This is a genomic window from Halorubrum tebenquichense DSM 14210 (assembly GCF_000337415.1).
Classification (GTDB): domain Archaea; phylum Halobacteriota; class Halobacteria; order Halobacteriales; family Haloferacaceae; genus Halorubrum; species Halorubrum tebenquichense.
In genome coordinates this window covers 124,276-147,443 of sequence record NZ_AOJD01000077.1, presented here as the reverse complement: position 1 = coordinate 147,443, position 23,168 = coordinate 124,276, and the positions used below count along the sequence as shown (strand labels likewise).

The 23,168-nt window shown below is 59.7% G+C and carries 22 protein-coding genes and 3 pseudogenes; 9 read left to right on the top strand and 16 right to left on the bottom strand.

The genetic code is table 11. The annotated features are described in order from the left end of the window. Window positions 1-1,155 carry an RNA-guided endonuclease TnpB family protein gene (locus C472_RS14805; protein WP_006630662.1) on the top strand — a complete coding sequence of 385 codons (1,155 nt, stop codon included), beginning with the start codon at window positions 1-3 and terminating at the stop codon, window positions 1,153-1,155. An 11-nt stretch (window positions 1,156-1,166) separates the two neighbouring features. Here the strand turns inward: C472_RS14805 and C472_RS16520 are convergent. Beyond that, window positions 1,167-1,748 (bottom strand): annotated as a pseudogene (locus C472_RS16520) (thiamine pyrophosphate-dependent enzyme); the annotation flags it as partial. Window positions 1,749-1,981: 233 nt separating this feature from the next. Between C472_RS16520 and C472_RS14795 the strand changes: the two are divergent. After that, window positions 1,982-2,866 (top strand): ParA family protein, encoded by an 885-nt coding sequence (locus C472_RS14795; protein WP_006630660.1) that lies wholly within the window; start codon window positions 1,982-1,984, stop codon window positions 2,864-2,866. Beyond that, window positions 2,866-3,294 carry a hypothetical protein gene (locus C472_RS14790; protein WP_006630659.1) on the top strand — a complete coding sequence of 143 codons (429 nt, stop codon included), beginning with the start codon at window positions 2,866-2,868 and terminating at the stop codon, window positions 3,292-3,294. Before C472_RS14795 ends, C472_RS14790 begins: the two co-directional genes overlap by 1 nt. Window positions 3,295-3,450: 156 nt before the next feature. On the opposite strand, the pseudogene C472_RS17875 reads toward C472_RS14790, so the two are convergent. The 3 genes and pseudogenes from C472_RS17875 to C472_RS16510 form a co-directional block, all read right to left on the bottom strand. Continuing rightward, window positions 3,451-3,567, bottom strand: a pseudogene (locus tag C472_RS17875) (SCO family protein); the annotation flags it as partial. 469 nt (window positions 3,568-4,036) lie between these two features. Continuing rightward, window positions 4,037-5,545 (bottom strand): MATE family efflux transporter, encoded by a 1,509-nt coding sequence (locus tag C472_RS14785; protein ID WP_006630658.1) that lies wholly within the window; start codon window positions 5,543-5,545, stop codon window positions 4,037-4,039. A gap of 365 nt (window positions 5,546-5,910) precedes the next feature. Then, window positions 5,911-6,039: pseudogene (locus C472_RS16510) on the bottom strand (IS5/IS1182 family transposase); the annotation flags it as partial. Window positions 6,040-6,408: 369 nt separating this feature from the next. Between C472_RS16510 and C472_RS14780 the strand changes: the two are divergent. Genes C472_RS14780 through C472_RS14770 form a run of 3 tightly spaced genes read left to right on the top strand, consistent with a single transcriptional unit; the run spans window position 6,409 to window position 9,283 of the window. Next, a complete protein-coding gene (locus tag C472_RS14780) occupies window positions 6,409-7,329 on the top strand; it encodes an extracellular solute-binding protein (protein WP_006630657.1) in 921 nt (306 codons plus the stop codon). Then, window positions 7,326-8,147: an ABC transporter permease gene (locus C472_RS14775; protein ID WP_006630656.1), complete on the top strand. Its 822-nt coding sequence runs from the start codon at window positions 7,326-7,328 to the stop codon at window positions 8,145-8,147. Before C472_RS14780 ends, C472_RS14775 begins: the two co-directional genes overlap by 4 nt. Then, the gene (locus C472_RS14770) at window positions 8,144-9,283 is read left to right on the top strand and encodes an ABC transporter ATP-binding protein (RefSeq protein ID WP_006630655.1); all 1,140 of its coding nucleotides are present in this window, start codon (window positions 8,144-8,146) and stop codon (window positions 9,281-9,283) included. Before C472_RS14775 ends, C472_RS14770 begins: the two co-directional genes overlap by 4 nt. A gap of 701 nt (window positions 9,284-9,984) precedes the next feature. Here C472_RS14770 and C472_RS18205 read toward each other — a convergent pair. The 6 genes from C472_RS18205 to C472_RS14750 form a co-directional block, all read right to left on the bottom strand. Continuing rightward, the gene (locus C472_RS18205) at window positions 9,985-10,125 is read right to left on the bottom strand and encodes a DUF7563 family protein (RefSeq protein ID WP_048075829.1); all 141 of its coding nucleotides are present in this window, start codon (window positions 10,123-10,125) and stop codon (window positions 9,985-9,987) included. Between the two features lie 4 nt (window positions 10,126-10,129). Continuing rightward, the gene (gene sufB, locus C472_RS14765; RefSeq protein ID WP_006630654.1) at window positions 10,130-11,560 is read right to left on the bottom strand and encodes a Fe-S cluster assembly protein SufB; all 1,431 of its coding nucleotides are present in this window, start codon (window positions 11,558-11,560) and stop codon (window positions 10,130-10,132) included. Window positions 11,561-11,732: 172 nt separating this feature from the next. Next, the gene (locus C472_RS16500) at window positions 11,733-12,029 is read right to left on the bottom strand and encodes a hypothetical protein (RefSeq protein WP_082238275.1); all 297 of its coding nucleotides are present in this window, start codon (window positions 12,027-12,029) and stop codon (window positions 11,733-11,735) included. A gap of 121 nt (window positions 12,030-12,150) precedes the next feature. Next, a complete protein-coding gene (locus tag C472_RS14760) occupies window positions 12,151-13,872 on the bottom strand; it encodes a nucleoside recognition domain-containing protein (RefSeq protein WP_006630653.1) in 1,722 nt (573 codons plus the stop codon). Further along, window positions 13,865-14,050 carry a 30S ribosomal protein S14 gene (locus tag C472_RS14755; RefSeq protein ID WP_049906774.1) on the bottom strand — a complete coding sequence of 62 codons (186 nt, stop codon included), beginning with the start codon at window positions 14,048-14,050 and terminating at the stop codon, window positions 13,865-13,867. The genes C472_RS14760 and C472_RS14755 overlap by 8 nt, the downstream gene beginning before the upstream one ends. Before the next feature lie 2 nt (window positions 14,051-14,052). Then, window positions 14,053-15,210: an NAD(P)/FAD-dependent oxidoreductase gene (locus tag C472_RS14750; protein ID WP_049906748.1), complete on the bottom strand. Its 1,158-nt coding sequence runs from the start codon at window positions 15,208-15,210 to the stop codon at window positions 14,053-14,055. 64 nt (window positions 15,211-15,274) lie between these two features. Here C472_RS14750 and C472_RS14745 point away from each other — a divergent pair, with 64 nt between their 5' ends. The 3 genes from C472_RS14745 (at window position 15,275) to C472_RS16495 (ending at window position 18,431) form a co-directional block, all read left to right on the top strand. Continuing rightward, window positions 15,275-16,561, top strand: coding sequence for a GTP-binding protein (locus C472_RS14745; RefSeq protein WP_006630650.1), 1,287 nt, complete (start codon window positions 15,275-15,277; stop codon window positions 16,559-16,561). Window positions 16,562-17,228: 667 nt separating this feature from the next. Beyond that, window positions 17,229-17,690 (top strand): tRNA (N6-threonylcarbamoyladenosine(37)-N6)-methyltransferase TrmO, encoded by a 462-nt coding sequence (tsaA, locus tag C472_RS14735; protein WP_049906746.1) that lies wholly within the window; start codon window positions 17,229-17,231, stop codon window positions 17,688-17,690. Between the two features lie 168 nt (window positions 17,691-17,858). Beyond that, the gene (locus tag C472_RS16495) at window positions 17,859-18,431 is read left to right on the top strand and encodes a type IV pilin (protein WP_006630647.1); all 573 of its coding nucleotides are present in this window, start codon (window positions 17,859-17,861) and stop codon (window positions 18,429-18,431) included. Window positions 18,432-18,513: 82 nt separating this feature from the next. Here C472_RS16495 and C472_RS14730 read toward each other — a convergent pair whose 3' ends face one another. The 6 genes from C472_RS14730 to C472_RS16485 form a co-directional block, all read right to left on the bottom strand. Further along, window positions 18,514-18,897 carry a DUF7124 domain-containing protein gene (locus C472_RS14730; RefSeq protein WP_049906744.1) on the bottom strand — a complete coding sequence of 128 codons (384 nt, stop codon included), beginning with the start codon at window positions 18,895-18,897 and terminating at the stop codon, window positions 18,514-18,516. 1 nt (window position 18,898) lies between these two features. After that, window positions 18,899-20,191, bottom strand: coding sequence for an FAD/NAD(P)-binding protein (locus C472_RS14725; protein WP_006630645.1), 1,293 nt, complete (start codon window positions 20,189-20,191; stop codon window positions 18,899-18,901). Next, window positions 20,188-21,126 (bottom strand): metal ABC transporter permease, encoded by a 939-nt coding sequence (locus tag C472_RS14720; protein WP_345782488.1) that lies wholly within the window; start codon window positions 21,124-21,126, stop codon window positions 20,188-20,190. Before C472_RS14720 ends, C472_RS14725 begins: the two co-directional genes overlap by 4 nt. A gap of 119 nt (window positions 21,127-21,245) precedes the next feature. Then, window positions 21,246-22,031 (bottom strand): metal ABC transporter ATP-binding protein, encoded by a 786-nt coding sequence (locus C472_RS14715; protein ID WP_049906741.1) that lies wholly within the window; start codon window positions 22,029-22,031, stop codon window positions 21,246-21,248. Then, the gene (locus C472_RS18200) at window positions 22,028-22,249 is read right to left on the bottom strand and encodes a DUF7511 domain-containing protein (RefSeq protein WP_082238274.1); all 222 of its coding nucleotides are present in this window, start codon (window positions 22,247-22,249) and stop codon (window positions 22,028-22,030) included. Before C472_RS18200 ends, C472_RS14715 begins: the two co-directional genes overlap by 4 nt. Further along, a complete protein-coding gene (locus C472_RS16485) occupies window positions 22,246-22,941 on the bottom strand; it encodes a metal ABC transporter substrate-binding protein (protein WP_241432987.1) in 696 nt (231 codons plus the stop codon). The genes C472_RS18200 and C472_RS16485 overlap by 4 nt, the downstream gene beginning before the upstream one ends. Window positions 22,942-23,168 lie beyond the last annotated feature (227 nt).

Genomic DNA, 23,168 nt, shown 5'->3' with positions numbered 1-23,168 from the left:
ATGCAACGGAACGTCTCAACCACGGTGCGGGTCAAGCTCCACTCGCTGACCAACAGAAAATCCGATATGCTGGCCCGTGAGTACGAGGCGTTCCAACGCGAGGTTCACGGCGGGGATGCCGACCTCTACTCCGCGACGAAACAGCAAGCGTCGAAAGTCCAGCAACAGAAAGACCCGAACCCTGACACCGAGCAGCCCGTCGTTCTCCGCAACGACGTACTGGATATCGCTCACGACAAGGACACGGTGCTGTCGTCGTGGTGGATGAAAGTCCCTGTATACGACCCTGAACGGGGACAGGGGAACTCTATCTGGTGTCCCGCCCACGTTCCACACAAGGACGAAACACTCGTCCAAGAGGGTGACATTCGAGATAGCGAACTAGTGCGCCGTGATGGTGACTGGTACGTCCATCTCGTCGTTAAACGGTCTGTGACCATCCCAGACGAGTATGACGACGTACTGGCTATCGATATGGGCGCACGCTGGGTCGCTACCTGCGCGTTCCTCTCGGACCGTGACACCACGTTCTACGGCGAAGAAGTGCGCCGCCTCCGCGAACACTACAAGCAACTACGGAAGTCTATCGGGAAGGCCAAACCTCGACAGGGACAGCAGGTGGTTGAGCGCATCGGTGACGCGGAAGCGCGGAAGGTCGACGACCGTCTCCACAAGATTGCTCGACACATTGTAGAGGATGCCGAAGAGCGGAACACGGTCATCGTCGTGGGTGATCTCGGTGGAATTTGTAGAGACAACGACAAAGGGCGGTACATTAACGACAAGATCCACAAGATGCCGTTCGCTCGCCTGTTGAACTACATCGAGTACAAAGCACACGGCGCGGGTATCGACGTGGTGTTGGTCGAGGAATACGACACGTCGAAGACGTGTAACCGCTGTGCCTGTGAGGGTGTCCGGGAGACGCAGGGGCGGTTCGAGTGTCCCGAGTGCGGATTGGACGACAACGCGGACAAGAACGGTGCGCTAAACATCGGAAAACGAGCCTCGGGCAAGTTTTCGAAACCGCTGTCCGAGGCGGGGGCTGTACTGGCACAGCCCAAAACGCAGGTCATCGTCGAACGTGACGAGGAACCTGCGAACCTCTCAATTTCTGTGGGCTCAACCCCCAGTGGAGGAACCCCACGGCTTTAGCCGTGGGAGGATGTCAGACGGTCTTTGGGCATGCTGATTGCCCAGTCATTATCCTCGACGACGAATACAACTGGTAGGTTGTGGACACTCGCGAAATTCAGCGACTCGAGGAACGCACCCTGATCGATCGCTCCCTCACCGAGGAACGCGACTGCCACTGCGTCAGTATTGCGCTTTTTGGCCGCAAGCCCTGCCCCGGCTGCTGGTGGACATCCCTCAGCGATGATGCCACTACACGCGAAATTCACATCTGGGTCGAACAGATGCATATGTCCACCCTTTCCTTTGCTGAGACCCGTTGCTCGGCCGAATATCTCAGCGGTCATCCGTTTCAGATCGACCCCTTTCGCGATAGCGATATGATGCGGACGATGTGGGGCTGTTACCGTGTCGTCTGACCGAAGATGGTGACAGACACCAACAGCTGCCGCCTCCTGTCCAGCTGCGAGATGAAGCTCACCGGGAATAGGGCCCGCTGAAATGTCGAAGGCAGGCTGTTTGCCTTCTAGTTACTCTTCCTGTAATCGTTCCTCGTAATACCGTGCCGTAACCATGTCGGCGTATAGATTTTCAACCCTGTCTTGTGATACCATGACGCGCTAATGTACATGGTTAATAATATTAGTTCCTTTGGGCGATGCTCTGTGTTCCGATTTCTAGGATGCCTCAGCCCTCTATCCAATTTGTCCACGCATCTGATCTCTGTTATCCATCTATCTTTCATGTATAAAATATCTAGACAAGTGTCTAAGATATCTGTCTTAGATATGAGTCTTAGGTTAGTGTCTGACGTACATTCATTAGGTAAGCCACCGTATTCCCGGATATGCTTGCGTACACAGTATACAGCGAGGCAGGAGGCGTCGGCAAAACCTCGCTCGCTGCCAACCTCGCCGTGGCGCACCGCCGAGCCGGGCTCGATGTCCTCGTGGTCCCGCTCGACCCACAGGATGGCGACCTGAGTCGGCTCCTCGGCGTTGACGACGATCGCGCGGACGCATCCGCGGACAGTCTTGTCCGTCACATGGTGGGCAGCCCCCGTGGTCCATTTGAGGATCTGATCCGGACTGTGGAGGGTATCGACGTCATCCCAGAACATAATTCACTCTCAGATCTCAGTCAACACCTCGAGCGCGAACAGCAGAAGGCGGAAGACTTCGGTGACGCATACAACATCCACGCCCAACTCCGGCGTGTCCTTGGTGAGGCGGGTATCCCGGATACGTACGATATTGTCATCTGTGACCCTCCGGCGACCGAAGGATCCCATCTGTATAATGCGATCTACGCAACCCGAAACCTGCTTCTCCCGGTTGAGCCCTCTGCGAAGGGACAGGCGGCCGTTGAAGGGTTAGAAGATCTCGCGACAAACTTCGCGGACCAGCTGAATATCGACGTGGGAGTACTTGGTGCCGTCCCGATCGGCGTTAAAGGGACCCGCGATCAGGAAGAGATGCTTGCGGAGATTCCGTATGAGGTTCCTGCCGTGATCGGTGACCGCACGTCACTGATGGAAGGATGTTGGCGACAGCAGTGCTCTGCGTTCGAGTATGTTCGCAGCCACCGTGACCGCCGTCGGGATTATGAGATCGAAACGCTCGCTCAGCTGGATCGTGTAGCCCGTTTCGTCGAGGAGCAAGGCGGGATCACAGCACCAAACCCGCCTGAACCCGGTGCCATCGACGAAGATGAACTCGAGGTGACGGCATAATGGGTGGGTTCAAAAGCGGCGCAGCGGACGACGACTGGGGCGACAGCGAGTACGATACCGATGCCGACGAAGTTGACCAGAGTGAAGATAACTCGGACGACCGGCAGGCTGACGAGACCATTGAGACCGGAGTAGAATCCCCTGAACAGTCTGTGGAGACAAGTGGAACTTCGGCACAGCGCTCGACCGACCTTCCCTGGGTGCTCACGCGGAACAGCATTACTGATGGCCGTGATAAGACGGTTCAACTCCATCTTCAACAATCGACTATCGATGTCCAGCGTGACGCACGACGCTCTGTTGAGGATCGGTTAGGTGAGACAGTCAAGAAAGCTGATCTCCGGGAAGCCGCCCTGCTTGTTGGGCTCAGTCATCCTGAGGAGCTCGAATCGATGCTCCGTGAATGGGGCTACGACATCGAGAGCTAATTGACCCACACAGCATTGGACACAACCTCGGAGGATGATTTTGATGCGTGTCTTCTATTCAGAACCACTCAATAGGAATTAATAACTGGGTTCAGGCGCATCCCTGCTATTGAGGATCTTCGGCACGTTTCCAGACGCGAAGAGGCCGGCACTTCGTGCCGTGGCAACCCGTTCGACATCGTTCACGAGCCGTTCAATGTCCGTTTGTGGCCCTCTCGGGTACGCACGCTCGACGATCCCCTGCTCATTCGCGAGGAGAATTAACCCATAGTACGAGGGTGTCATAGAACGGTTGTCATGGGTACTGTGAGAGAGCGTTTGTCTAGTTGAGTTCGAAGAATAGCGTCGGAAACCGGAACTACTCTTGGTATAAATCGCTATACAGCGGGTATGTGAACTGTTCTATGACACCCTCCATAGTACGGGAACTGGTACTCAAGATTTTGGTCGCGTCGCAAAGCCGTTTAGACTTTGCTCAATAGAGCAAGCACGCGCGTCCACCTAAATCTGTTATTGTATTAAATCAACGTACACCGGGTGTACGTAGTTCTAAGTCTGTAACGGATAGAGTGGGGTCAGCCAACCACAAAACTCTAGACCGCTTTACGACGCGATCTACACCTTTCACAGTATTCCGAACGTCATCTCAAACTAGCAGGACTCGCAGCGGTCAATTTGAAATGCCTATCGGCAAGCTGTTTCAGGCAAGAATATCTCTAAAATTAGGATTTCAGTAGTATCGTCAATCAGTTCCAGAGATCACGTCTTGATTACTCTCATCGCCAGTCCCACCATCGGTTGATGAGTCTTCACCGGCAGTATTCGTATTTGTCGTCTCCATCGCTTCGTCAGTTAGATCGCCACCACGCCAACCGCCACTCTCGAACCAGCCCGCCGCGACGACAGCAGCGATTACACTTGAGACCGCGAAGGCGAACCAAATACCCGTCGGCGACGGCGTCGCAAAGAACCACCCGTCAATCGGGACCAGTCCTTGCGACGCCACGTAAGCGATCGGGAGTCGGATAAACCCGAACAACACGACGGCGATAGTAGCAGCGGTGAGTGTTTTGCCGGCACCACGGAAACCACCGCTGTAGGCTCTGATGACGCCCACAAACCCGAATGTGAGTGCGATCCACCGCAGGAATGAGGCGCCCTCAGCGACGACGGCCGGCGAGTCGTCGAAGATTCCGATGATCTCGGGAGCGAACACGAAGGTCGCGAGCCCGACGGCCGAAAAGAGTAGAAACGACACCTTCGCGGCGAAGCGATTGGTTGCGACCACCCGGTCGTGTCGTCCCGCGCCGATATTCTGGCCGGTCATCGCCTCGACACCACGGTCAATGGCGATCGCGGGCATGAAGATCATCGAGAAGACCCGAATGCCGACGCCGAAGGCGGCGACGACAGACGTCGAGAACAGTGTGACGATCACTAAGACCGCATTGATTGAGATGGCGCGGCCAGTATTTTCGATCGACGCCGGCACACCGATCCGGAGCAGTTTTCGGCTGTAGCTCAGGTCTGGAACCATCTGCCGGAGGTGAATCTGGATACCATGCGCTCCCCGAAGCATGAGCCAGATCCCGACGACCATCGCAGACCCCCTCGCGAAGACGGTCGCAACGGCAGCGCCCTCAACGCCGAGTTCAGGGAGCGGTCCGACTCCGAAGATGAGCAGCGGATCGAGTGCGACGTTGAGTATGACCGTCCCGAGCATGACTAGCATCGGTGTGACAGTGTCTCCGGCGCCTCGCATCAGTGCGATGAAAATCGTGAAGCCGAACAGGAACGGCAGTCCGAGGCTAATAATTTCCATGTACTCGGTCGCCAGTCCCAAAACGACCGGCTCGGCATCGAACACGTCGAGCAGTTCGGCGACGAAACTGTAGCCGAGCGCTCCGAGTATGATTCCGGCTAACAGAGTGAAGATGACGGCTTGAGAAGCAGCATACTCAGCCTTCGCGGGCTGTTCGGCGCCGGTGTGTTGAGCGACGAGAACGCTGCCAGCGACGGTCAATCCGAGCCCGAGTGAGATGAACAGATAGACGAGCGGAAACCCGAGGCTGATCGCGGCGAGTGCCTCAGTACTGTAACGTCCCAGCCAGAAGGTATCGGCGAGGTTGTATCCGACTTGGAGCAGATTGGTGATGACGATCGGAAACGAGAGAAAAAATAGAGCGCGTGGAATCGGTCCGTCAGTTAGATCGAGCTCTGATTGACTCTTGAAGAGCTGTTGAAGCCTCATTGGAGGTCAGGGTCGTGGCTAAACACTGTGACGAGTAGGTGTATTGTCAGCCATCGTAAATGTGATATGATCAATAAGTGTCCGTCGTCAATAACTGATCCGGTCGTGACTGCTTACACCTGTACTTGCGGCGGTTACCCTGACTAAAATAGAGGGTAGATCATTCTGTTGGGTGCCTCTTATTCGCTCTGCTGCGAAAGATCTCTGTCGATAGAACAACCTCAAGACTTGGTTTTATTCTATTAGTCGTGTCGGAAAGTCGTTTAGAATACATTCTGCTCTCTACCTTACGGTAGGCTGGATCCTCTAGTAGAGATTACACATCACTGCTGTGTTGAATAGACGTTGAGCCACAATTAAAACGGCTAACACAGCGGTTCTATGTTACTGATGGCAAACATCAGGACAATTTCACGGAACTGGCGATACCAGCTCAGCGCTCCCACGGCATCGCCAATCGAGCGCTTTGTTGTCGAGTAGGATATCTTAGCCATTCACCACTAAGAGTAGCCATTTGCTCGATTGAGCGCATTGCTCGCGGCTGCTGAGTGCTCGCCGATGATATCACCGGCGAGATATTGGTATTTGAACAGTGTCATAAAGTGGATCACATCTGCGTGTCATAGAATTCTCGCAATTATTGCCCCGGCAACGTAGGATACCGCCAGGCTCAAGCCGGAGCCGTAGTCACGCGGCGTAACCTTGGAACTCGGATCGAGATTGATGTCCACTCAATTTGGCGTTATAATCGAACTCGGCTACTTGTAACGTAACTTCAGCTGGAACCGTATTCTAAAATGGTTACTTCTCGTAGAATAGTAACGAGAGTAGGTTATATGTGTTCGACAGCCGAACCCTTCGATATGCAATCGCGTTCCCGACGGTCGGTCCTCACAGCGGTGGCCGCTGGGAGTGGACTTGGAGTCGCTGGCTGTCTCGGCGACAACAATTCGGTCTCAGTCCTCGCCGCCGGGAGCCTCGCGGTCCTCATCGACGATCACCTCGGAGAGCAGTTTGAGTCCGAGACAGGAATTTCCTGTCGGGGTGAGTACTATGGTACGAACGCGGTAATGCGGATGGTGCGAGATGACCGGAAATACCCGGATGTTGTCGTGAGCGCAGATGCAGAGCTGTTGCGTGACCAGCTGTACGATGCGCACGCAGCGTGGGACATCTCGTTCGCGTCGAACGCCATTGGGATCGCCTACGCCCCCAACACGCGGATCGGGGAGCGACTAAAGGGGGACGAGCCGTGGTACGAGGTCGTACGCGAGGCTGAGCCCGGTACCCTCGCAATAAGTGACCCTGACCTTGATCCCCTTGGATACCGTGCTATCCATGCGTTCCGACTGGCCGAGCGGGAACACGGACTCGACGGCTTCGCCAAAGCCATCACAGAGGCCGCCTATCGGGAGCCGGAGGAACCCCAGTTGCTCGCTGGCGTCGAGACGGGGAACCGCGCCGCGGCGGTCGTCTACCGGAACATGGCCGCGGACCACGAGCTCCCGTTCCACTCGTTCCCCGAGGTGTACGACTTCTCGAACCCGGAGTACACCGATCGCTACGCAGAGGTCTCGTACACGACGGACGAGGGATACACGGCGACCGGCGGGCCGATTGTGTACAACGCAACGGTGCTCGAGAGTGCTGACTCGCCAGACGCTGGACGCAAGTTTGTCCGGTTCCTCGCGAACGCCGGCGATCTCCTCCGTGAAAACGGATTCGAGACGGAGCAGTTCCCAAGATCGCACGGCGACGTTCCCGCCGAGGTAACGGGTAGATGAGCCTCATCAACGCGACCCGCCCGGCAACGAAGTCTCGGCGACTACCGCCGCTGCTGATTTTCGGTCTCTTCGGGGGGATCCTGCTCATCTACTTTGCGCTCCCCTTCGCGGTGTTTCTCAGCCGGACCGGATCGGTTTCTATCGTCGAGGCTCTCTCACAGGTGGCGAGCCGGACGGCGATCCGGAACTCGCTTCTCACCGCGCCGGCTGCCACCGCGATCGCGACCGTTCTCGGCGTGCCGCTCGCGTACGTCCTCGCACGCGAGACGTTCCCGGGAAAGCGGCTCATCGAAGCGCTCGTCGTGCTCCCGCTCGTCGTCCCGCCGGTCGTCGGCGGGGCAATGCTGCTCAGCGTGGTGGGCCGATTCACGCCGATCGGTGCCGCCGCAGCTCGTCTCGGGATCCCGCTGACGGACAGCCTCATCGGCATCGTTCTCGCGCAGACGTTCGTCGCTGCGCCGTTCGTAGTGATCACCGCTCGCGCTGGGTTCGGCGCCGTCGACGAGCGTCTCGAACAGGCGTCCCGATCGCTCGGCTACGGACCGATAGCCACGTTCAGGCGCGTGTCGCTTCCGCTCACGAGCCGGGCGATCGTCGCCGGGGTCGTACTCACGTTTGCACGAGCCATCGGCGAGTTCGGCGCCACGATGATGGTCGCGTACAACCCCCGGACGATCCCGACGCGTATCTGGGTCGACTTCATCGCCGGCGGTATTGACGCGATCGTTCCGCTCGCGCTCGCGCTGTTGGCTGTCACGTTCATCGTGGTCGCCACAGTCCAGCGGTTCGCCGGCGTTCCCACCGCGGTGGAGAAATGACCCTCGAACTCGACGGATTGACCCATCGGTACGGGAGCGAGCGCGCGCTCGATGACGTGTCGCTCGCCCTCGAGGATGGAGAACTCGTCGCGCTGCTCGGGCCGAGCGGCTGCGGGAAGACGACTGTCGTTCAAGCGATTGCCGGGCACCTCAACCCGACAGCCGGCAGGATATCGCTCCGCGGGACCGACGTCACCGGCATCCCGCCGGAGGATCGTAACGTCGGGGTCGTCTTTCAGCGGTCGACGCTGTACCCACACATGACTGTCGCCGAGAACGTCGCGTATGGACTGGAAACCGGTGATCTCACGCCCGATCAGGTGAGTGACCGTGTCGATCGGTATCTCAAACTAGTCGAACTCACCGACCGACGTGACGCGTCGCCGACATCGCTCAGTGGGGGCGAGACCCGCCGCGTCGAACTCGCTCGTGCCCTCGCTCCCGAACCAGATGTTCTCCTGCTCGACGAGCCGCTGTCGGCGCTTGACAGGGGACTCCGTGCGCGGCTCCGCGACGAGATCGTCCGAATCCAGCAGGAAACCGGCGTGACGACGCTGTTCGTTACCCACGATCAGGAGGACGCGATGTCGGTCGCGGACCGGCTCGTCATCCTCCGCGACGGGGCGACCGTCGCGACAGGAGACCCCCGACAACTCTACGAATCGCCGTCGACCCGGTTCGTCGCGTCATTCCTCGGACGCTCGAACGAACTTTCGGCGAGGGTCGACGGTGGTGAGCCGTCGATGGTGGCGGTCGGCGGGGTCGCTTTGCCAGCCGACGCCGTTGGGAAAGAGTTTACCGATACATCCCGCGCGGTCGTTCACGTTCGACCGGGCGACTTGGTAGTCAGGCTTACATCGGGGTCCGACGGGCAGTCGAGCGAAGGCGAGAACACATCGGATCGACCGGACGCATCGACTGATCGGGAGAGTCTCGATAACCGATCGGAAGCGATCGAGATACAGGGGACGGTGACACATGTACGTGACGTTGGACGCCGCTACGACGTACGTGTGGAGGTTGACTCCGGCGAGGCAGTAGTCGTCGAGCAACATCGCGACGGACTCCGTGAAGGCGACCGCGTAACCGTTACTGTCATGGTGAGCGATCTCACGGTATTTCCCGTCTCGGAGTGAGTTGTTGAGTACCGATAGATGGCCTGCCCGAGCCCACGCAACTACTCTATGTTTCAGCTCCTATGACGGGATGAAGTGCTGAGTTGATCAGCTTTTCCTGTCGGCGTAACACGTCGTTGTCGAGTTCATACTTCGACTGTCCGGTGACGTGAGGTGTCGTTTAGCGCGCGGCTACTCATCGGTCGGGCGATTCGAACCGCTCGGCAGCTCTCCTGTTCGGATATTTGTAACGACACGCTCAAACATATCAGATATTACGTGGTGCTACCGCTCGTAATCGAGACAGAACAGACGCGACGGGCTGCGTATATAGCCTATACTGTTCATCATCGGCTCTGAGCTGGCGTCGAGTCACTGATCCTAATCCCGTGTGCGGTAACTCTCGTAGCGACGGCGGACGGAACCGACCACACCGTATCGGTAGGTACCTCTGTCCCGTCGATCGCGAGACAGACAAGTTCCCCTCGCCCGCGACGTGCCGCAACGACAAACTCGAAGCGACGCGCTCGTCTATCGGTCGCCGTCACGTGGATCGTCGAGAGACCGGTAGCACTCTCCCACGTTGTCGTGTCGACGACGCTGAGTTCGCCTGCTGGCGTGACAGCTGACGAGCCGCAGGCTGGACAGGACCCTTCGTGCGGTGTCGTCCCAAAGTACCCATAGTCGGTGTCGCACGCGAAGCAGTGTTCCATCGTTCGCTGTCAGCGACGGTCTAAGACCGTCTCCGCGATGTTCGCTTGACTGGAACACGCTGGGCAGGCGACTACGTCACCACCGTCTAGGCCGAACACGGTCACGAATCGCTGTGAGACGTGTCCCCCGCAATGTGCACACTCCGGCATCAGATCACCCGAGCGAGCCCTCCATCTCGAGTTCGACAAGCCGGTTCAGCTCGACGGCGTACTCGATCGGCAGCTCCTCCGTGATCGGCTCGATGAAGCCAGAGACGATCATCTGTTTCGCGTCGTCGTCGTCGAGACCGCGCGACTGGAGGTAGAAGATGTCCTCGTCGCCGATCTTGCCGACGGTCGCCTCGTGGGCGACGTCGACCTTCGATTCGTTGATCTCCATGTATGGCATCGTGTCCGACGTCGACTCGTTGTCGAACATCAGCGCGTCGCACTCGACGGCCGTCGAAGAGTTCTCGGCGCCGTCGGCGATGTGGACGAGACCGCGGTAGTTCGTGCGGCCGCCGTCCTTCGCGATCGACTTCGACTCGACCGTCGACTTGGTCTCGGGCGCGTTGTGGTAGACCTTCGCGCCCGTGTCGATGTCTTGGCCCTCGCCGGCCATCGCGATGGTGATGTGGTTGTCGGAGGCACCCCGGCCTTTCAGGATCGTCGACGGGTACAGCATCGTCGCCCTCGATCCCATCGACCCAGAGATCCACTCCATGCGCCCGCCCTTCTCCGCAATGGCGCGCTTGGTGTTCAGGTTGTACGTGTTCTTCGACCAATTTTGAACGGTCGAGTACTGAACGTGTGCGTCCTCGTCGACGAACACCTCGACGCCGCCACAGTGGAGATTGAACTTCGAGTACTTCGGGGCGGAACAGCCCTCGATGTAGTGGACCTCGGCGCCTTCCTCAGCGATGATGAGCGTGTGCTCGAACTGGCCCATCCCCTCGCTATTCATCCGGAAGTACGCCTGGATAGGCATGTCAACGGTGGTGTTTTCGGGGACGTAGACGAACGAGCCGCCGGACCAGATGGCGCCGTGAAGCGCCGCGAACTTGTTGTCGCTCGGCGGGACGCACTTCGTCATGAAGTGCTCGCGGACGAGCTCTTCGTGCTCTTGGACGGCCTCGTCCATGTTACAGAAGACCACGCCCTTCTCCTCCCAGCGCTCCTGCATGTTCTGGTAGACGACCTCGGACTCGTACTGGGCGCCGACGCCCGAGAGCGCGTTCTTTTCGGCCTCTGGGATGCCCAGCTTGTCGAAGGTGTCTTGGATCTCGTCCGGAAGTTCGGTCCAGTCGTCAACGCCGGCGCGAACATCGACGTCCGGCCGGATGTACGGGACAATCTCGTCGACGTCGACCTCACTGAGGTCCGGCTGGCCGGGCCAGTCGGTCGGCATCGGCATCTCCTGGAACTGCTCGAGCGCGCGCAGGCGGCGCTCTAACATCCACTCCGGCTCGCCCTTGTCCTCGGAGATGACACGGACTGTCTCCTCGGTGAGGCCCTTCTCGGTCTGGAAGGCGGACTTCTCCTCCTTCTTGAACTCGAAGCGGGCCTCGGTGTTCGTCTCCTTGAGATCGTCTTGTTTTGAACTCATCAAACTATTCTTCAGAGACTACGAACATAAGTGTGATGCGCTGGAACACTCTTTTGTAACTTATATTGGTTTCTTTAACGAAAGAGAATAACTTGGTGTAGTTTAATTTGGTTTCCTCACAAATTAGAATTTAATTGGTGACGAGAGTGACTCCGTACAACTAGGATCTAAATCACCCGTCAGCAAGAGCGACTTGACAGCACTCAATCGCCGCTTCGATGTGGCGATCGGCGACCGCGTCGTCCGTTTTGTCAGCCGACTCAAGCAGTGTGGCAACCTGTCGAACACGTTTCCGTCTAGTTGGGGTGTCGAGGTCGTCGCTGGTAGCATCGCGGGCGACAGCCTCGGCTTCACCGAGCCAGCGGTTGGTCGCCGGCGGAATTGGGCGCTCTGCGGTCGCAGTTAGATGGTTGGCCAGCGCGTCGACCGCAGCCCGTGGTTCGCTTGGGATGTCTATCTCATTGGTCATCGTTGGTGTTTCGGCACCCTATATAGACAATATTTGGGGGATAGAACTGATGTATGTTTTCCTATCAAAATTTTTGGGAATGAGTCTGACCGAGGATTCTGCTCTCTAGATCTGCCAGAGATCAGCCGAAGACGACTACACCTCCCCACGCGATCACGGCCGCAAAGCCGATCGCAGCAACCGCCTGCCGAAGCATCATTGTCAGAGCCCATTGTGGTGAGACCTCGCGGGCAACGGTAAACGCTGTCACCAGACACGGCAGCAAGACCCCTGCGAGATAGACGACTACGAGTACCTGTACCGGCGAGAGCGTGGCCGCCGTCGATGCGCCGTCAGCAGTCAGCAGGGCGATCCCGTCCTTCCGGATCGACGCCAGCACGACTGTGAGCGCGGCATCTGCCGGGAGATTGAACAGACTCATCGCCGGTCCAAGCACCGATCCCAGCGCGTCGATCACGCCGAGACGGTCGAGCGCGGCGGCGACGAAGGTGATGACGACAAAGACAGGGAGTGCCTTCATAAAGAACTCCCTGAGCGCGCTCCAGGCCTCACGGGCGACCGCCTTCGGGTCTGGCCACTGGAGGAACGTTCGGCGGTCGATCACGGTGGTCGACTCTCGGGCTTCAGCGGGCGCGATCAGTCCGACGTAAATGAACGTCGTGACCGCCAACGCGAGCAGGTAGGGCCCGACGAGCCAGCCCATGCCGACCGCCGCGAACACTGCGAGCGTCGCGGGAAACTGGTACGAACACGCTGAGCCGAACGAGATCGCCGAAATGGTCGTACATCGCGTACAGTCCGAACACGAGCGGGTGTTGACCACCGCGGGGACGTTACAGCCGAAGCCCATCACGACCCGGATGAGGTCCCGACCGGAGAGGCCGATCCGTCGCATCGTCGGATGTAGTGCGACAGTCATTCGGGTGACGACGCCCGTGTTCTTGTACACGCCGAGAATCACCGCAAAGAGGAGCATCGTTGGGCCGGCCCAGACGAACAGAAAGGGTCCCATCGATAGCAGACCGTACTCGTTCGTCAACAGTACTGCTAGCGGCTCCGGAAGCCGCTCGGCGGCCGCGACCAGCGGTTCGAAGGCGGCCCCCACGATCGGATCGAGTTCGCTGGCGAGTGTGTTTGCGAACCAGACCGCCGCGCCGGCCGGGACCAACAGGAGCAACAGGCTCACCAGCGGGCCGGCGATCGGCCACTCGAACACCGTTTTCGGCGGTTCGATCCGTCGACCGACCCGCTTGCGCGCAGTGTCAGGGAAGATCCCCGGCTGAGCCAATGCGTCCATGATCTTCCCGTAGGCGTCGGTCGACGTTCCGGCCCTCGCCCCCGGTGTCCCGCCGTCGACCATCGGTCGCTCGACCGTGCGAGCGTCGACGGGGACGACCGGAACGCCGATGTCGGCGCTCAGTTCCTCGAGTGCGCGGCGGGTTTCGGTTCGCTCCTCGACTTTGTCCCAGAAGGTGACGACGACGGCTCCGAGATGGGATTCGACCAGCGGCAGTAGCGCGTCGAGGTCGTCGTCGATATCCGTCGCCGGAACGACGAGCAACACTGTCTCGTCTTCGTCGACCTGCGCCAGTGCGTCCCGCGTTCCCTCGGTGTCGGCATCGAGGACGATCCCGGGCGTATCGACGAACTCGTACCTATCGGTCGTGTACCGCTCACTGCGGGTAGTGGTACCGCGGAAGTTTCCGCTAGTCGGCCGGTCGCCCGTGAGTGAGGAGACGAGTTCGGACTTCCCGACGCTTTCCTTCCCGACGACTACGATAGTCTCTCTGTCGGCATCCTCCGCAGCCGGTGTGTCGGCCGGTCGCTCCCGCCTTTCAGTCATACTTCTCGAACCCGATCGTGGGGGCCAGCTCGCGGAACGACTGCCGACAGAGCCAGATGTCGTACTTCCCGACGAGACCCTGTTTGCGGCCGGTCATCCGGCAGACGTGTCGATCGTCGTTACTCGCCTCAGTTGATTGCTCGATGCTGCCGTCCTCGTTCGATGTGTCTCGTGCCATGATCAGCAGTCGCACATGTCAGGCTCACAGCAGGACAGGTCCTCGAGGAACATGTCCTTCTCACGGTACTCCTCGAGGGGAGTACGGTCGATATCGAGTCTCGCGGCGATTTCGTCGGCGACCACGGCGAAGCGCTGTCTGAACTTGTAAATAAAGCAGAACAGCTGGCCGTTGTGTGAAACCTGTGGGCCGACCAGAAACGCCCCGGGAGTCGTCGTCGACTCGTCCCGCTCGGTCAGTTCCGGCCAGCCGTCGTCGAACGCGAAGTACTCGTCTGCGAGGCCGAGTCCGCTTTGGAACCCAGTTGCCAGCACAGGTTGATTCCGCGTCGCAAACGTCTCACCGTCCGTGCTGACGACCTCGAACGACTCATTATCACTCTCTGCGCGCTCGACCCGTTCGACGCGGACGCCGTCTTCGAGCGTAATCGGCGCGTCCCGTTCGAACGCTTCGCGCAACTGTTGGCTCGTGTACGGCGAGAGCACTTCGCTCGGGTCGGGCCCGCGGAACCGCCACGGCCCTTTCTCGTCGAGAACGATCGTCTCTTGCCCCACGTCGGCGAGCGTGAGCGCCGCGTCGATCCCGCTCTCGTACCCGCCGACGATTACGACCGGGTCGTCGACACACTCGTCGGCAAACGAGCTCCACGATCCGACCCGAGTGTTGTGAACGCAGTGGCTCGCACCCGGGAACGGCTCGTCGTTCGGCCGGCCGAACTGGCCGGTCGCCCAGACGACGAACCGGCTGTGGATCGGACCACTCGACGTATGAATCATGAACTCATCGTTGTGACGCTGTACCGACTCCACGTCGACGCCGGTCCGGACGGGGAGGTCGTAGAACTCGGCGACCCCCTCGAGGTATTCGGCGTACTCGTCACCGCTTGGATGCTCGCTATCGAGCGTGAATGCCGGCGACGTATCAGTAGTTACGGCGTTCAAGTCTCGACAGCCGAAGCTGTTGCTCGGAAATGAGGGCGTGATCAATTGCATCTCGTCGGGCCACTGTCTGAACGACGCGCCGACCGCCTCTCGGTCGAGAATCGCGTAGGAATCTAGACCGAGGTCCTCGAGGACGACGCCGGTTCCGACGCCGGCAGCACCCGCGCCGACGATCACCGCGTCGAGCGACTCGCACTTTCGGAGGTTTGTCAATGCCATTATTAGCAACAACTGGAACTCAATAGCCAAATATAAATAATATACGCTATAGTATTAATAACAGATGAGTCGAGAGACGATCCCCGTCACGGTATTGAGCGGCAACCTCGGCGCGGGAAAGACGACCGTGTTGAATAACCTTCTGAACACGCGAACGGACCTCGATATCGCGGTCCTCGTCAACGACATGGGCGAGGTGAACGTCGACGCGGAACGCGTCGCCGAGCACTCGGACATCTCCGAAGACGACGAGGACCTGATCGAACTGTCGAACGGCTGCATCTGCTGTGAGCTGCGCGGCGATCTGCTGGACGCGCTTGCGAAGCTCGCTCAGGTCCGCGAGTTCGACCACCTCGTCATCGAATCGACGGGCGTCGCTGAACCGTTACCTGTCGCACAGACGCTCACGATGGGGTTCGATCAGGGCGACCTCGACCCGACGGAGTTCTACGAGGAGACCGGCATCGAGGTGATGGACTACTACGAGCTTGACACGACGGTCACCGTCGTCGACGCCCACCAGTTCTGGACGGCGTTCGATTCAAAAGAGTCGCTCATGGACGGGGACACCGAAAAGGACCTCGGGAGCCTGCTCATCGAGCAGATCGAGTTCTGTGACGTCCTCCTGTTGAACAAGTGTGACCTCGTAGACGAGGCGACAATCGACGAGATCGAGGAGATGATTGAGGTCCTCCAGCCGCGTGCGGAGATCATCCGGACGGAACACGGCGCGGTCGATCCCGACAAGATCCTCGACACGGGCCGGTTCGACTTCGAGGAAGCGAGTCAGTCCGCGGGATGGTTACGAGAACTCCAGCAGCCGCATGAGTCCGCCGAGGAGGAACACGGTGTCACGTCGTTTGTCTACACGTCGCGCCGTCCGTTCCACCCCGAGCGGTTCGCCGATCTACTCGACGCGTTCCCCGCGAACGTCGTCCGCTCGAAGGGTCACTTCTGGGTGGCGGGTCGCGAGCAGACGGCACTCGGGCTGAACGTCGCGGGACAGTCGATCCGAGTCGGGTCGGCCGGCGACTGGATCGCGACGCTCCCGGAAGAAGAGCGCGAGACCTACTTCGAGGCCAATCCGGAACTCGAAGAGATATGGGACGACGAGTGGGGTGACAGGGGGACACAACTCGTGCTTATTGGGACGGATATGGACCATGACGCGCTCCGTGGCGACCTCGACGCGGCCCAGCTGACCGACGAGGAGATGAACGCCGACTGGACCGCCTTCGAGGACCGGTTCCCGACATGGGATGTCGAGGATGATAACGAACCTGGCGAGGGTACCGAGGAGTCGGCTGAGACGACCGACGACAGCGCCGAGGAGGTCGGCCTCGCAGACTGACGATGTCCTCGCCACGCTCCCTCTTCCGGACGGCCGTCGACAAGAACGCGCCACGCGAGACCCGCACAACGGCGATCGATGAACTCGCCGAGATCGCCGCGACGACGCAGCTCCGCGTTATCGTCGTCGCAGACGGTTTTAACGGGTCGTTCCGCCGGCAGGCGTTGAACGGGCTCGGTCGGTGCCGAGCGACAACAGAACTCGCGGCGCTGGCCGACGACGCGAGCCTACCGACACCGCTCCGAGAGCGGGCGGACCAACTGCGCTAACGCTTCGTCTGGTTCGTCGGTTCTCGTTGTGCGCACGGGAATTAGTTAGCCCGTGGCTCTAATTAATATTCTAAAGCAGTTGTCGTACACCAGTTCTTAATAACATTCTTGTGTATATGGGTCTAGATTGTTAATGTAATGTCGTACGCATGCACCAACTGCGATGCACAGTTCCAGAGCGCTGCCGGTGTGACCCAGCACGTCGCCTTGCACCACGACCGATGTGCCGTGTGTGACGAGGAGTTCGAAGGGACCGACTCACTGCGCGAGCACGTCCACGAGAGTCACTAATCAGTCACTCCCCGGTACGGTACAGCCGCACCCTCGATTACGATACTGACTTTTCCTTCACAGGCCGAGACACGGTCGTGCCCACAGACACGTTCAGTTAAGAATCGATCGGAGTGATCCGGACCCCATTTGAATCGCCCGAGGGGATGCCGATTCAGCCTGTCGGCGCAGATTCGGTAACGGGAACCGTCGAACTCGATCCGCCGTTTGCGGACGGACTGGCAGACCTCGACGGGTTTTCGCACTGTATCCTGTTGTACCACTTTCACGCGTCTGGTGACGACGCTCCGCTGAGCGTCGAGCCGTTTCTCGACGACGAGCAACGCGGTGTCTTCTCGACGCGGGCCCCGCAACGTCCGAACCCGATCGGGCTCTCCGTGGTCTCGGTCGAGTCCGTCGAGGGACGCGAACTGACGGTAGGCGGTATCGACGTCGTCGACGGAACACCGTTGCTGGACGTCAAGCCGTTCGTTCCGGAGTTCGACGTTCCGTCCGAAACGGAGACGGGGTGGATGGACGCATCGGCGTCGGCGATTCGATCGAAACAGGCCGACGAACGGTTTCTCTGACGAGTGCGACCCCTAATTCAGGAACTATTTGGACGCTGTCGGTTACCATCCGCCGGCTTTGTAGAAATTATCATTTATTAATAAGTATCAGTAGCCGTGCTGAATATAGAGGTTGGATACAGTAGCAAGTCCGGTAATTGTATTGCTCAACAGCGGATAAACATAGCAATGAATCAGCAGAATCGTGCTGTCACACCTGTTGTTTCGACTATTCTCATGGTCGCAATTGTCATTATTTTAGCTGCGACAGTCTCTGTGTTCTTTTTTTATGTCGCTGATGATATTAACGAGCCTGCGCCAAACGTTGCTGATACAACCGGTGAGTTTACCGTTACTCCTCCCGGCGAAAGAGCAGGTAACAAGCAAATTGTCCGGATCACACACATAGCCGGAGAAGGCGTTCCTCTTGACGAGATGGAGATAATCGTTCGTGCGAGTGGTAATAATATGGATGATACACAGGTTCGGTTGGTAAATCTCCCACCTAGCGATACGACGTTTGATGATGAGAGTTACGAGGGTAACGAGGATCTAGTTTCTGGGAGGGGTGTGACTGATGGAGTCCTGTTTGACGACAGTTCTACTTGGACTGCTGGGCAGAGTATTATATTCCGGATACCGGTTACTGACGGAGCTGATTTCCGTGAGGATCCGAACGGACCTGACGCTGACGAACTCGAAGTGATCATCGTCCACACTCCGTCAAATGCGATTATTTCAGAGAACACGTTCAGGCCGTAGATGCTAACTATGCGCTCTCTATTCACCACGCCTTTATTATCAGTTTATAATTATTTAAACAGAACTGGTTTAGCGGTTGCCGCTACGGCCAGTCGCGGTTCACACTAGAGGGAGTCGACAGTTTCCAGTCCGCAGCCGTCGCGGCGTCCACAATCGGCTGATATGTCCAGCCGGAGACCGCCTCCACCGCCCCGCTGGTCTCATCGGTTCCGACGAACACGTACCGCTCCGTCTGGAAGTTGTTTCGAACGGCCGAGAGCGCCTCTGCTACGGAACGCGGCCCGGACAGAAACTCCTGATGATAGCCGGCCTCTCGCACTCGCCGTCGTTCGATGTATGACGGCTCCGAGGAGACGATTCCGACGTGACTTGCCCACGTTGCGGCGTCTTCGAGCGCGCGGTCGGGCCGTGCGAGTCGATCGAGTGCGCCCAACGAGACGGCCAGCGTGAGATCGGTCGAAGCCACGTCAGGACCCGCTTCGAGAGCTCATCGGGAGCGACTCTGCCCGCGCCTGGTCTGGGGGATCGAGGATTCGTTCCGCGGCGCGTCGAGCGCCGACGATGTTGCGAGCGAAGGGGCCGACGCTGGGCTCCGCGAGCGCGCCCGAAACGTACACCGCGGACTCGTCGCCGTCGGTCCGTCTCCACGCGAGTGTTCGATCGTCGAGGACGGGAAACCCCTCCGCCCCACGTGCGAGCGACAGCGACTCGCTGACGCGTTTGACCACCGGCCGCTCCGGAACCGGTTCGAGTCCGGTGGCGAGGACGACCCGTGCGCCTGTCGCCCTCGTACCGTCGTCGAAGCGGAGGGACAACCCCTCGTCTGTCGCGTGCGCAGACGTGATTTCGCCTCGCCGGAGTTCGAGTGCACCGTCGTCACACGCTTCGGACAGTCGCTGTTCGACGTATGGCGGGATGGTGGCGTCGTTTCTGACGGCCCGAATCCGATCGAGACGAGCCTCCGACCCCGGTGGCAGCGTGTGGATTTCCTTGCCGATGTGACGCCAGTTGATCCAGTACGGGTCGGCCTCGGTCAGCTCGATATCGAGTTCGTGACGCGACAGGAGCGTCACGTCAGTCTGTTCTGCCAGGCGACAGGCGAGCTGCCCGGCCGTGATGCCGCCTCCGACGACGAACGTCCGCCCCTCGAATTCGCTCGTCGTTGTCGGATCGAACTCGTCGTCCCACACGTGTGCGAGCGGCGTGTCCTCCGAGAGCGACGTCGTCCACTCCGGGAGCGTGGGCGTCGCGCCGAGTCCGACGGCCAGGACGACGCGGTGGGCCTCAATCGTCTCCGCGTCTGTTTCCACGACATAGGCCTCCTGAGACGTAGATCGGGAAATTCCTATCACCCTTGACCGGTAGTGACACTTATCGAGGTCACGGCGGTCGATGATGTCGCGCGCGTGGTCGAGAAAGAGGTCAAGCGTCGGTCGATCGGGGTGATTCTCCGTCGACACGAGCTCGTGCGCTCGGTGGTGTCCTTCCGCGAACGACTCGAGCGAGAACGACTCGGTATCGATATGATGGACGAACGTCGACCGAAGCGTCTCAATCCCACACTGACGAGCCTTTTTGCCGAACGACGCGAGTAACTCCTCGCGCGGATCGAGTATTCGAATCTCGTCGTGCGTGTATTCTCCTTCTGTGAGGAGGTAGTTCGCGAGACACGTGCCGTGGATCCCGCCGCCGACGATCACATATTCGTACGGCTGACGGTTGGGGGCCGGGTGTTCTTCGAGAGCGTCGTTGGTCGTCACTCTCGCTCACCGCCATCGGCTTCGAGCCCCTGCTCCGCATGCTCGACTGAGGGTCCGGAACGCGTCGGGAGCAGCCGAAGCACCCACCGGATGTCGACTTTGGTCACCACGAGAACCGTCGCGTAGACCGCTGCCGCCGAGAGGACAATTGAGCCCCCAGCCGCGATTCCATATACATACGCGAGTGTCACGCCCGACAGCACGGCGAACTCGGCGGCAAGGATCGCCAGCAGTATCGACTGTTTGAAACTCTGTGCGACGAATCCCGCCGTGGCGACCGGCACGACGAGCATCGCCGCGACCAAGATGACCCCCATGATCTGCATCGCGCTGACGACGACGAGCGCCGTAAGCACGACCATCAGGCGCTTGTAGAGCCGAACGTTGATCCGGGCGGCCCGTGCCGCGGTTGCGTCAACGGTGACGTACAACAGCGGGCGGTACGCGACTGTGACGAGCGTGCCGATGAGGAGGCTCATCGCGACGAGCAACCCGACGTTGTCCTTCGAGACGGTCGAGAGACTGCCGAAGAGGTACGCGTCGATTCCGACGGCGATCCCACCGTCCGTCGCGGTGATGAGGACACTTCCGAGTGCGAACCCGGTCGTGAGGACGATCGCCAGCGACGTGTCACTGTAGGCGTCCGCGTAATCGATCAGCAGTTCGACGAGCAGCGCCGTTCCGACGGCGACGATCATTGCGGTCAACAGCGGCGACAGCGACAGCGATAATGCCGCGTTGAGAAACAGCCCGACCGCCACGCCCGCGAAGGCGGTGTGAGCGAGCGTGTCGGCGAGCATCGACAGTTCGCGGTGGACGAGAAACGTGCCGACGAGCGGGCCGATCACCGCGATACAGACCGCCGCGAGATAGGCTCGCTGCATATACGGATAGCCGAGCATCCGCACGCCCAACAGCTCGGACAGGAGGTTCATTCCGGTTCCGTACACGTCGACGAGCAACCACTCGAAGAGCCGCCACAAGCTCTCGATCGGTGAAAAGCTATCTGTCGATCCCTGTAACAGAATCGTCGCGAGGTGGTGGGAAGTCATACTCAGTGATCGTGAGTTAACACGTGTTGATCGGTGCCGTACGCGGCTGCGAGAGCGTCAGTGGCGACGAAGTCCTCGGGATCGCCGTCGAAGTACAGTCGTCGGTTGAGACAGGCGATCTCGCTGGCGTAGGTCGTGACGACACCGATATCGTGTTCGATCAACAGGATAGTGAGCCCCGAGTCGTTGAGGTCAGCTAACAGCTCGTAGAAGGCCTCTCTGGACTCGGCATCGACGCCGACCGTCGGCTCGTCGAGCGCGAGCAGGTCGGCTTCGGCGGCGAGCGCACGCGCGATGAAGACGCGCTGGCGCTGGCCTCCGGAGAGCTGACCGACCCGACGGTCGGCCAGGTCCGTGATCTCGACCGCGCGGAGCGCATCGTCGATCGCGCGGCGGTCTTCATCCGAGAACCGACCGACGAGCCGCCGGGGGTATCGCCCCATCGTGACGAGTTCGCGAACGGTCACTGGCATTCGATCGGCGGCGGCCGTGGCGTTCTGTGGGACGTAGCCGATCCGCTCGCCGGCGTCGAACTCGCCTGCGGGCTCACCGAACAGCTGAACCGTCCCCGTGTCCGGTTTCTGGAGACCGAGCATCAGGTTCAGCAACGTGCTCTTTCCGCTGCCGTTCGGCCCGACGAGCCCGAGAAACGCCCCCGGCTCGACATCGATCGACACCGATTCGATCACGGGGAGGTCCCCGTACGCGAAGCTGACATCATCGACGCTGACGACGAGTTCTTCCGAACGCCTTCGGAGCGATTCAGCCCCTGCTGTTTCGGTTGTCATCGGTGCTGTTCGAGACGTACGAAGCCGTCACCGGACGCGCTGATCCAGGTCGTCGACCGGTATGGAGCCGCCACATCCGGCGGGTAGATCGTACACGTCGGCTCGTCTGTGGACCCGACGACGAGCGCGAGGAGTTCCGGTCGCTGGCGGTCAGACGGACCGGGCGTTTCTGTTCCGTCCCAGCTCGGACGCGTGCTGTCGGGGTCCGTATTATTCATGCGTTGAGCGCGGTTTCGAGCGTGTCGAGGTTGATGTTCTCCATGATCTCGATGTACCCCCAATCGTTGTCGGCCCACTCGCTCGTCTGCCCCGGGATCGCCGTCAGCGGTAGCATCCCAGTCGCGTCGGTTTCCTCGACGAGCTGTTCGGCCGCGGTCTGATCTTCCAGCGGATCGGCACAGACGTGCGCGAGCCCGTGTTCGTCGATGATGTCTTGGGCGCGCTCGATGTCTCGCGGCGTGGGCTGGTCGTCCGGCGAGAGGTCCGTCAGCGACTCGACACGCAGGCCGTAGCGGTCTTCGAGGTACTGGAACGCGTCGTGACCGGCGACGAACAGCGTCTCCTTCGGCGCGTCGTCGACGATCGACTGGATCTCGCCGTCGAGTTCCTCGAGCTGGTCGCGGTAGGCGGCCGCGTTGTCGGCGTACACCTCGGCGTTTTCGCCGTCCATCTCGGCGAACGTCGCCTCAAGTTTACCGACCGCTTGGGCGGCTCGCTGGGGGTCGAGCCAGAAATGCGGGTCCATCGCTCCGTGGTCGTGTTCGTCCTCGCTTTCGTGGTCGTGTTCGTCCTCGCTTTCGTGGTCGTGTTCGTCCTCGCTTTCGTGGTCGNTGTTCGTCCTCGCTTTCGTGGTCGTGTTCGTCCTCGCTTTCGTGGTCGTGTTCGTCCTCGCTTTCGTGGTCGTGTCCACCAGCCGTCTCACTCGCCTCGGGCTTGACAACAGCCCCACCGCTATCAGTGAGCGCTACATCGAACTCGGCCGGAACGTGCTGGCTGAACAGCACGTAATGACCCTCCGTATCGATGTCGAGGCTAAAGTTCGTCTCGCCCGAGTCCGTAAACTCTAGCACGTAGAGGCTCTCCTGCGAGGGCGTAAGTGTATCCCCGCCCTCGACTGTGGTATGTGCCTCGTGATCG

Bases quoted from the DNA above. Each gene is read 5' to 3' on its own strand.
- C472_RS14755 (WP_049906774.1), bottom strand. From the start codon at position 14,050: ATGGCACGAGACACATCGAACGAGGACGGCAGCATCGAGCAATCAACT.
- C472_RS14805 (WP_006630662.1), top strand. From the start codon at position 1: ATGCAACGGAACGTCTCAACCACGGTGCGGGTCAAGCTCCACTCGCTG.
- C472_RS14770 (WP_006630655.1), top strand. From the start codon at position 8,144: ATGACCCTCGAACTCGACGGATTGACCCATCGGTACGGGAGCGAGCGC.
- C472_RS14715 (WP_049906741.1), bottom strand. From the start codon at position 22,031: ATGACAACCGAAACAGCAGGGGCTGAATCGCTCCGAAGGCGTTCGGAA.
- C472_RS14775 (WP_006630656.1), top strand. From the start codon at position 7,326: ATGAGCCTCATCAACGCGACCCGCCCGGCAACGAAGTCTCGGCGACTA.
- C472_RS16500 (WP_082238275.1), bottom strand. From the start codon at position 12,029: ATGACCAATGAGATAGACATCCCAAGCGAACCACGGGCTGCGGTCGAC.
- C472_RS14760 (WP_006630653.1), bottom strand. From the start codon at position 13,872: ATGACTGAAAGGCGGGAGCGACCGGCCGACACACCGGCTGCGGAGGAT.
- C472_RS14795 (WP_006630660.1), top strand. From the start codon at position 1,982: ATGCTTGCGTACACAGTATACAGCGAGGCAGGAGGCGTCGGCAAAACC.
- C472_RS14780 (WP_006630657.1), top strand. From the start codon at position 6,409: ATGCAATCGCGTTCCCGACGGTCGGTCCTCACAGCGGTGGCCGCTGGG.
- C472_RS16495 (WP_006630647.1), top strand. From the start codon at position 17,859: ATGAATCAGCAGAATCGTGCTGTCACACCTGTTGTTTCGACTATTCTC.
- C472_RS14750 (WP_049906748.1), bottom strand. From the start codon at position 15,210: ATGGCATTGACAAACCTCCGAAAGTGCGAGTCGCTCGACGCGGTGATC.
- C472_RS14745 (WP_006630650.1), top strand. From the start codon at position 15,275: ATGAGTCGAGAGACGATCCCCGTCACGGTATTGAGCGGCAACCTCGGC.
- C472_RS18200 (WP_082238274.1), bottom strand. From the start codon at position 22,249: ATGAATAATACGGACCCCGACAGCACGCGTCCGAGCTGGGACGGAACA.
- C472_RS14785 (WP_006630658.1), bottom strand. From the start codon at position 5,545: ATGAGGCTTCAACAGCTCTTCAAGAGTCAATCAGAGCTCGATCTAACT.
- C472_RS14720 (WP_345782488.1), bottom strand. From the start codon at position 21,126: ATGAACCTCCTGTCCGAGCTGTTGGGCGTGCGGATGCTCGGCTATCCG.
- sufB (WP_006630654.1), bottom strand. From the start codon at position 11,560: ATGAGTTCAAAACAAGACGATCTCAAGGAGACGAACACCGAGGCCCGC.
- C472_RS18205 (WP_048075829.1), bottom strand. From the start codon at position 10,125: ATGCCGGAGTGTGCACATTGCGGGGGACACGTCTCACAGCGATTCGTG.
- C472_RS14790 (WP_006630659.1), top strand. From the start codon at position 2,866: ATGGGTGGGTTCAAAAGCGGCGCAGCGGACGACGACTGGGGCGACAGC.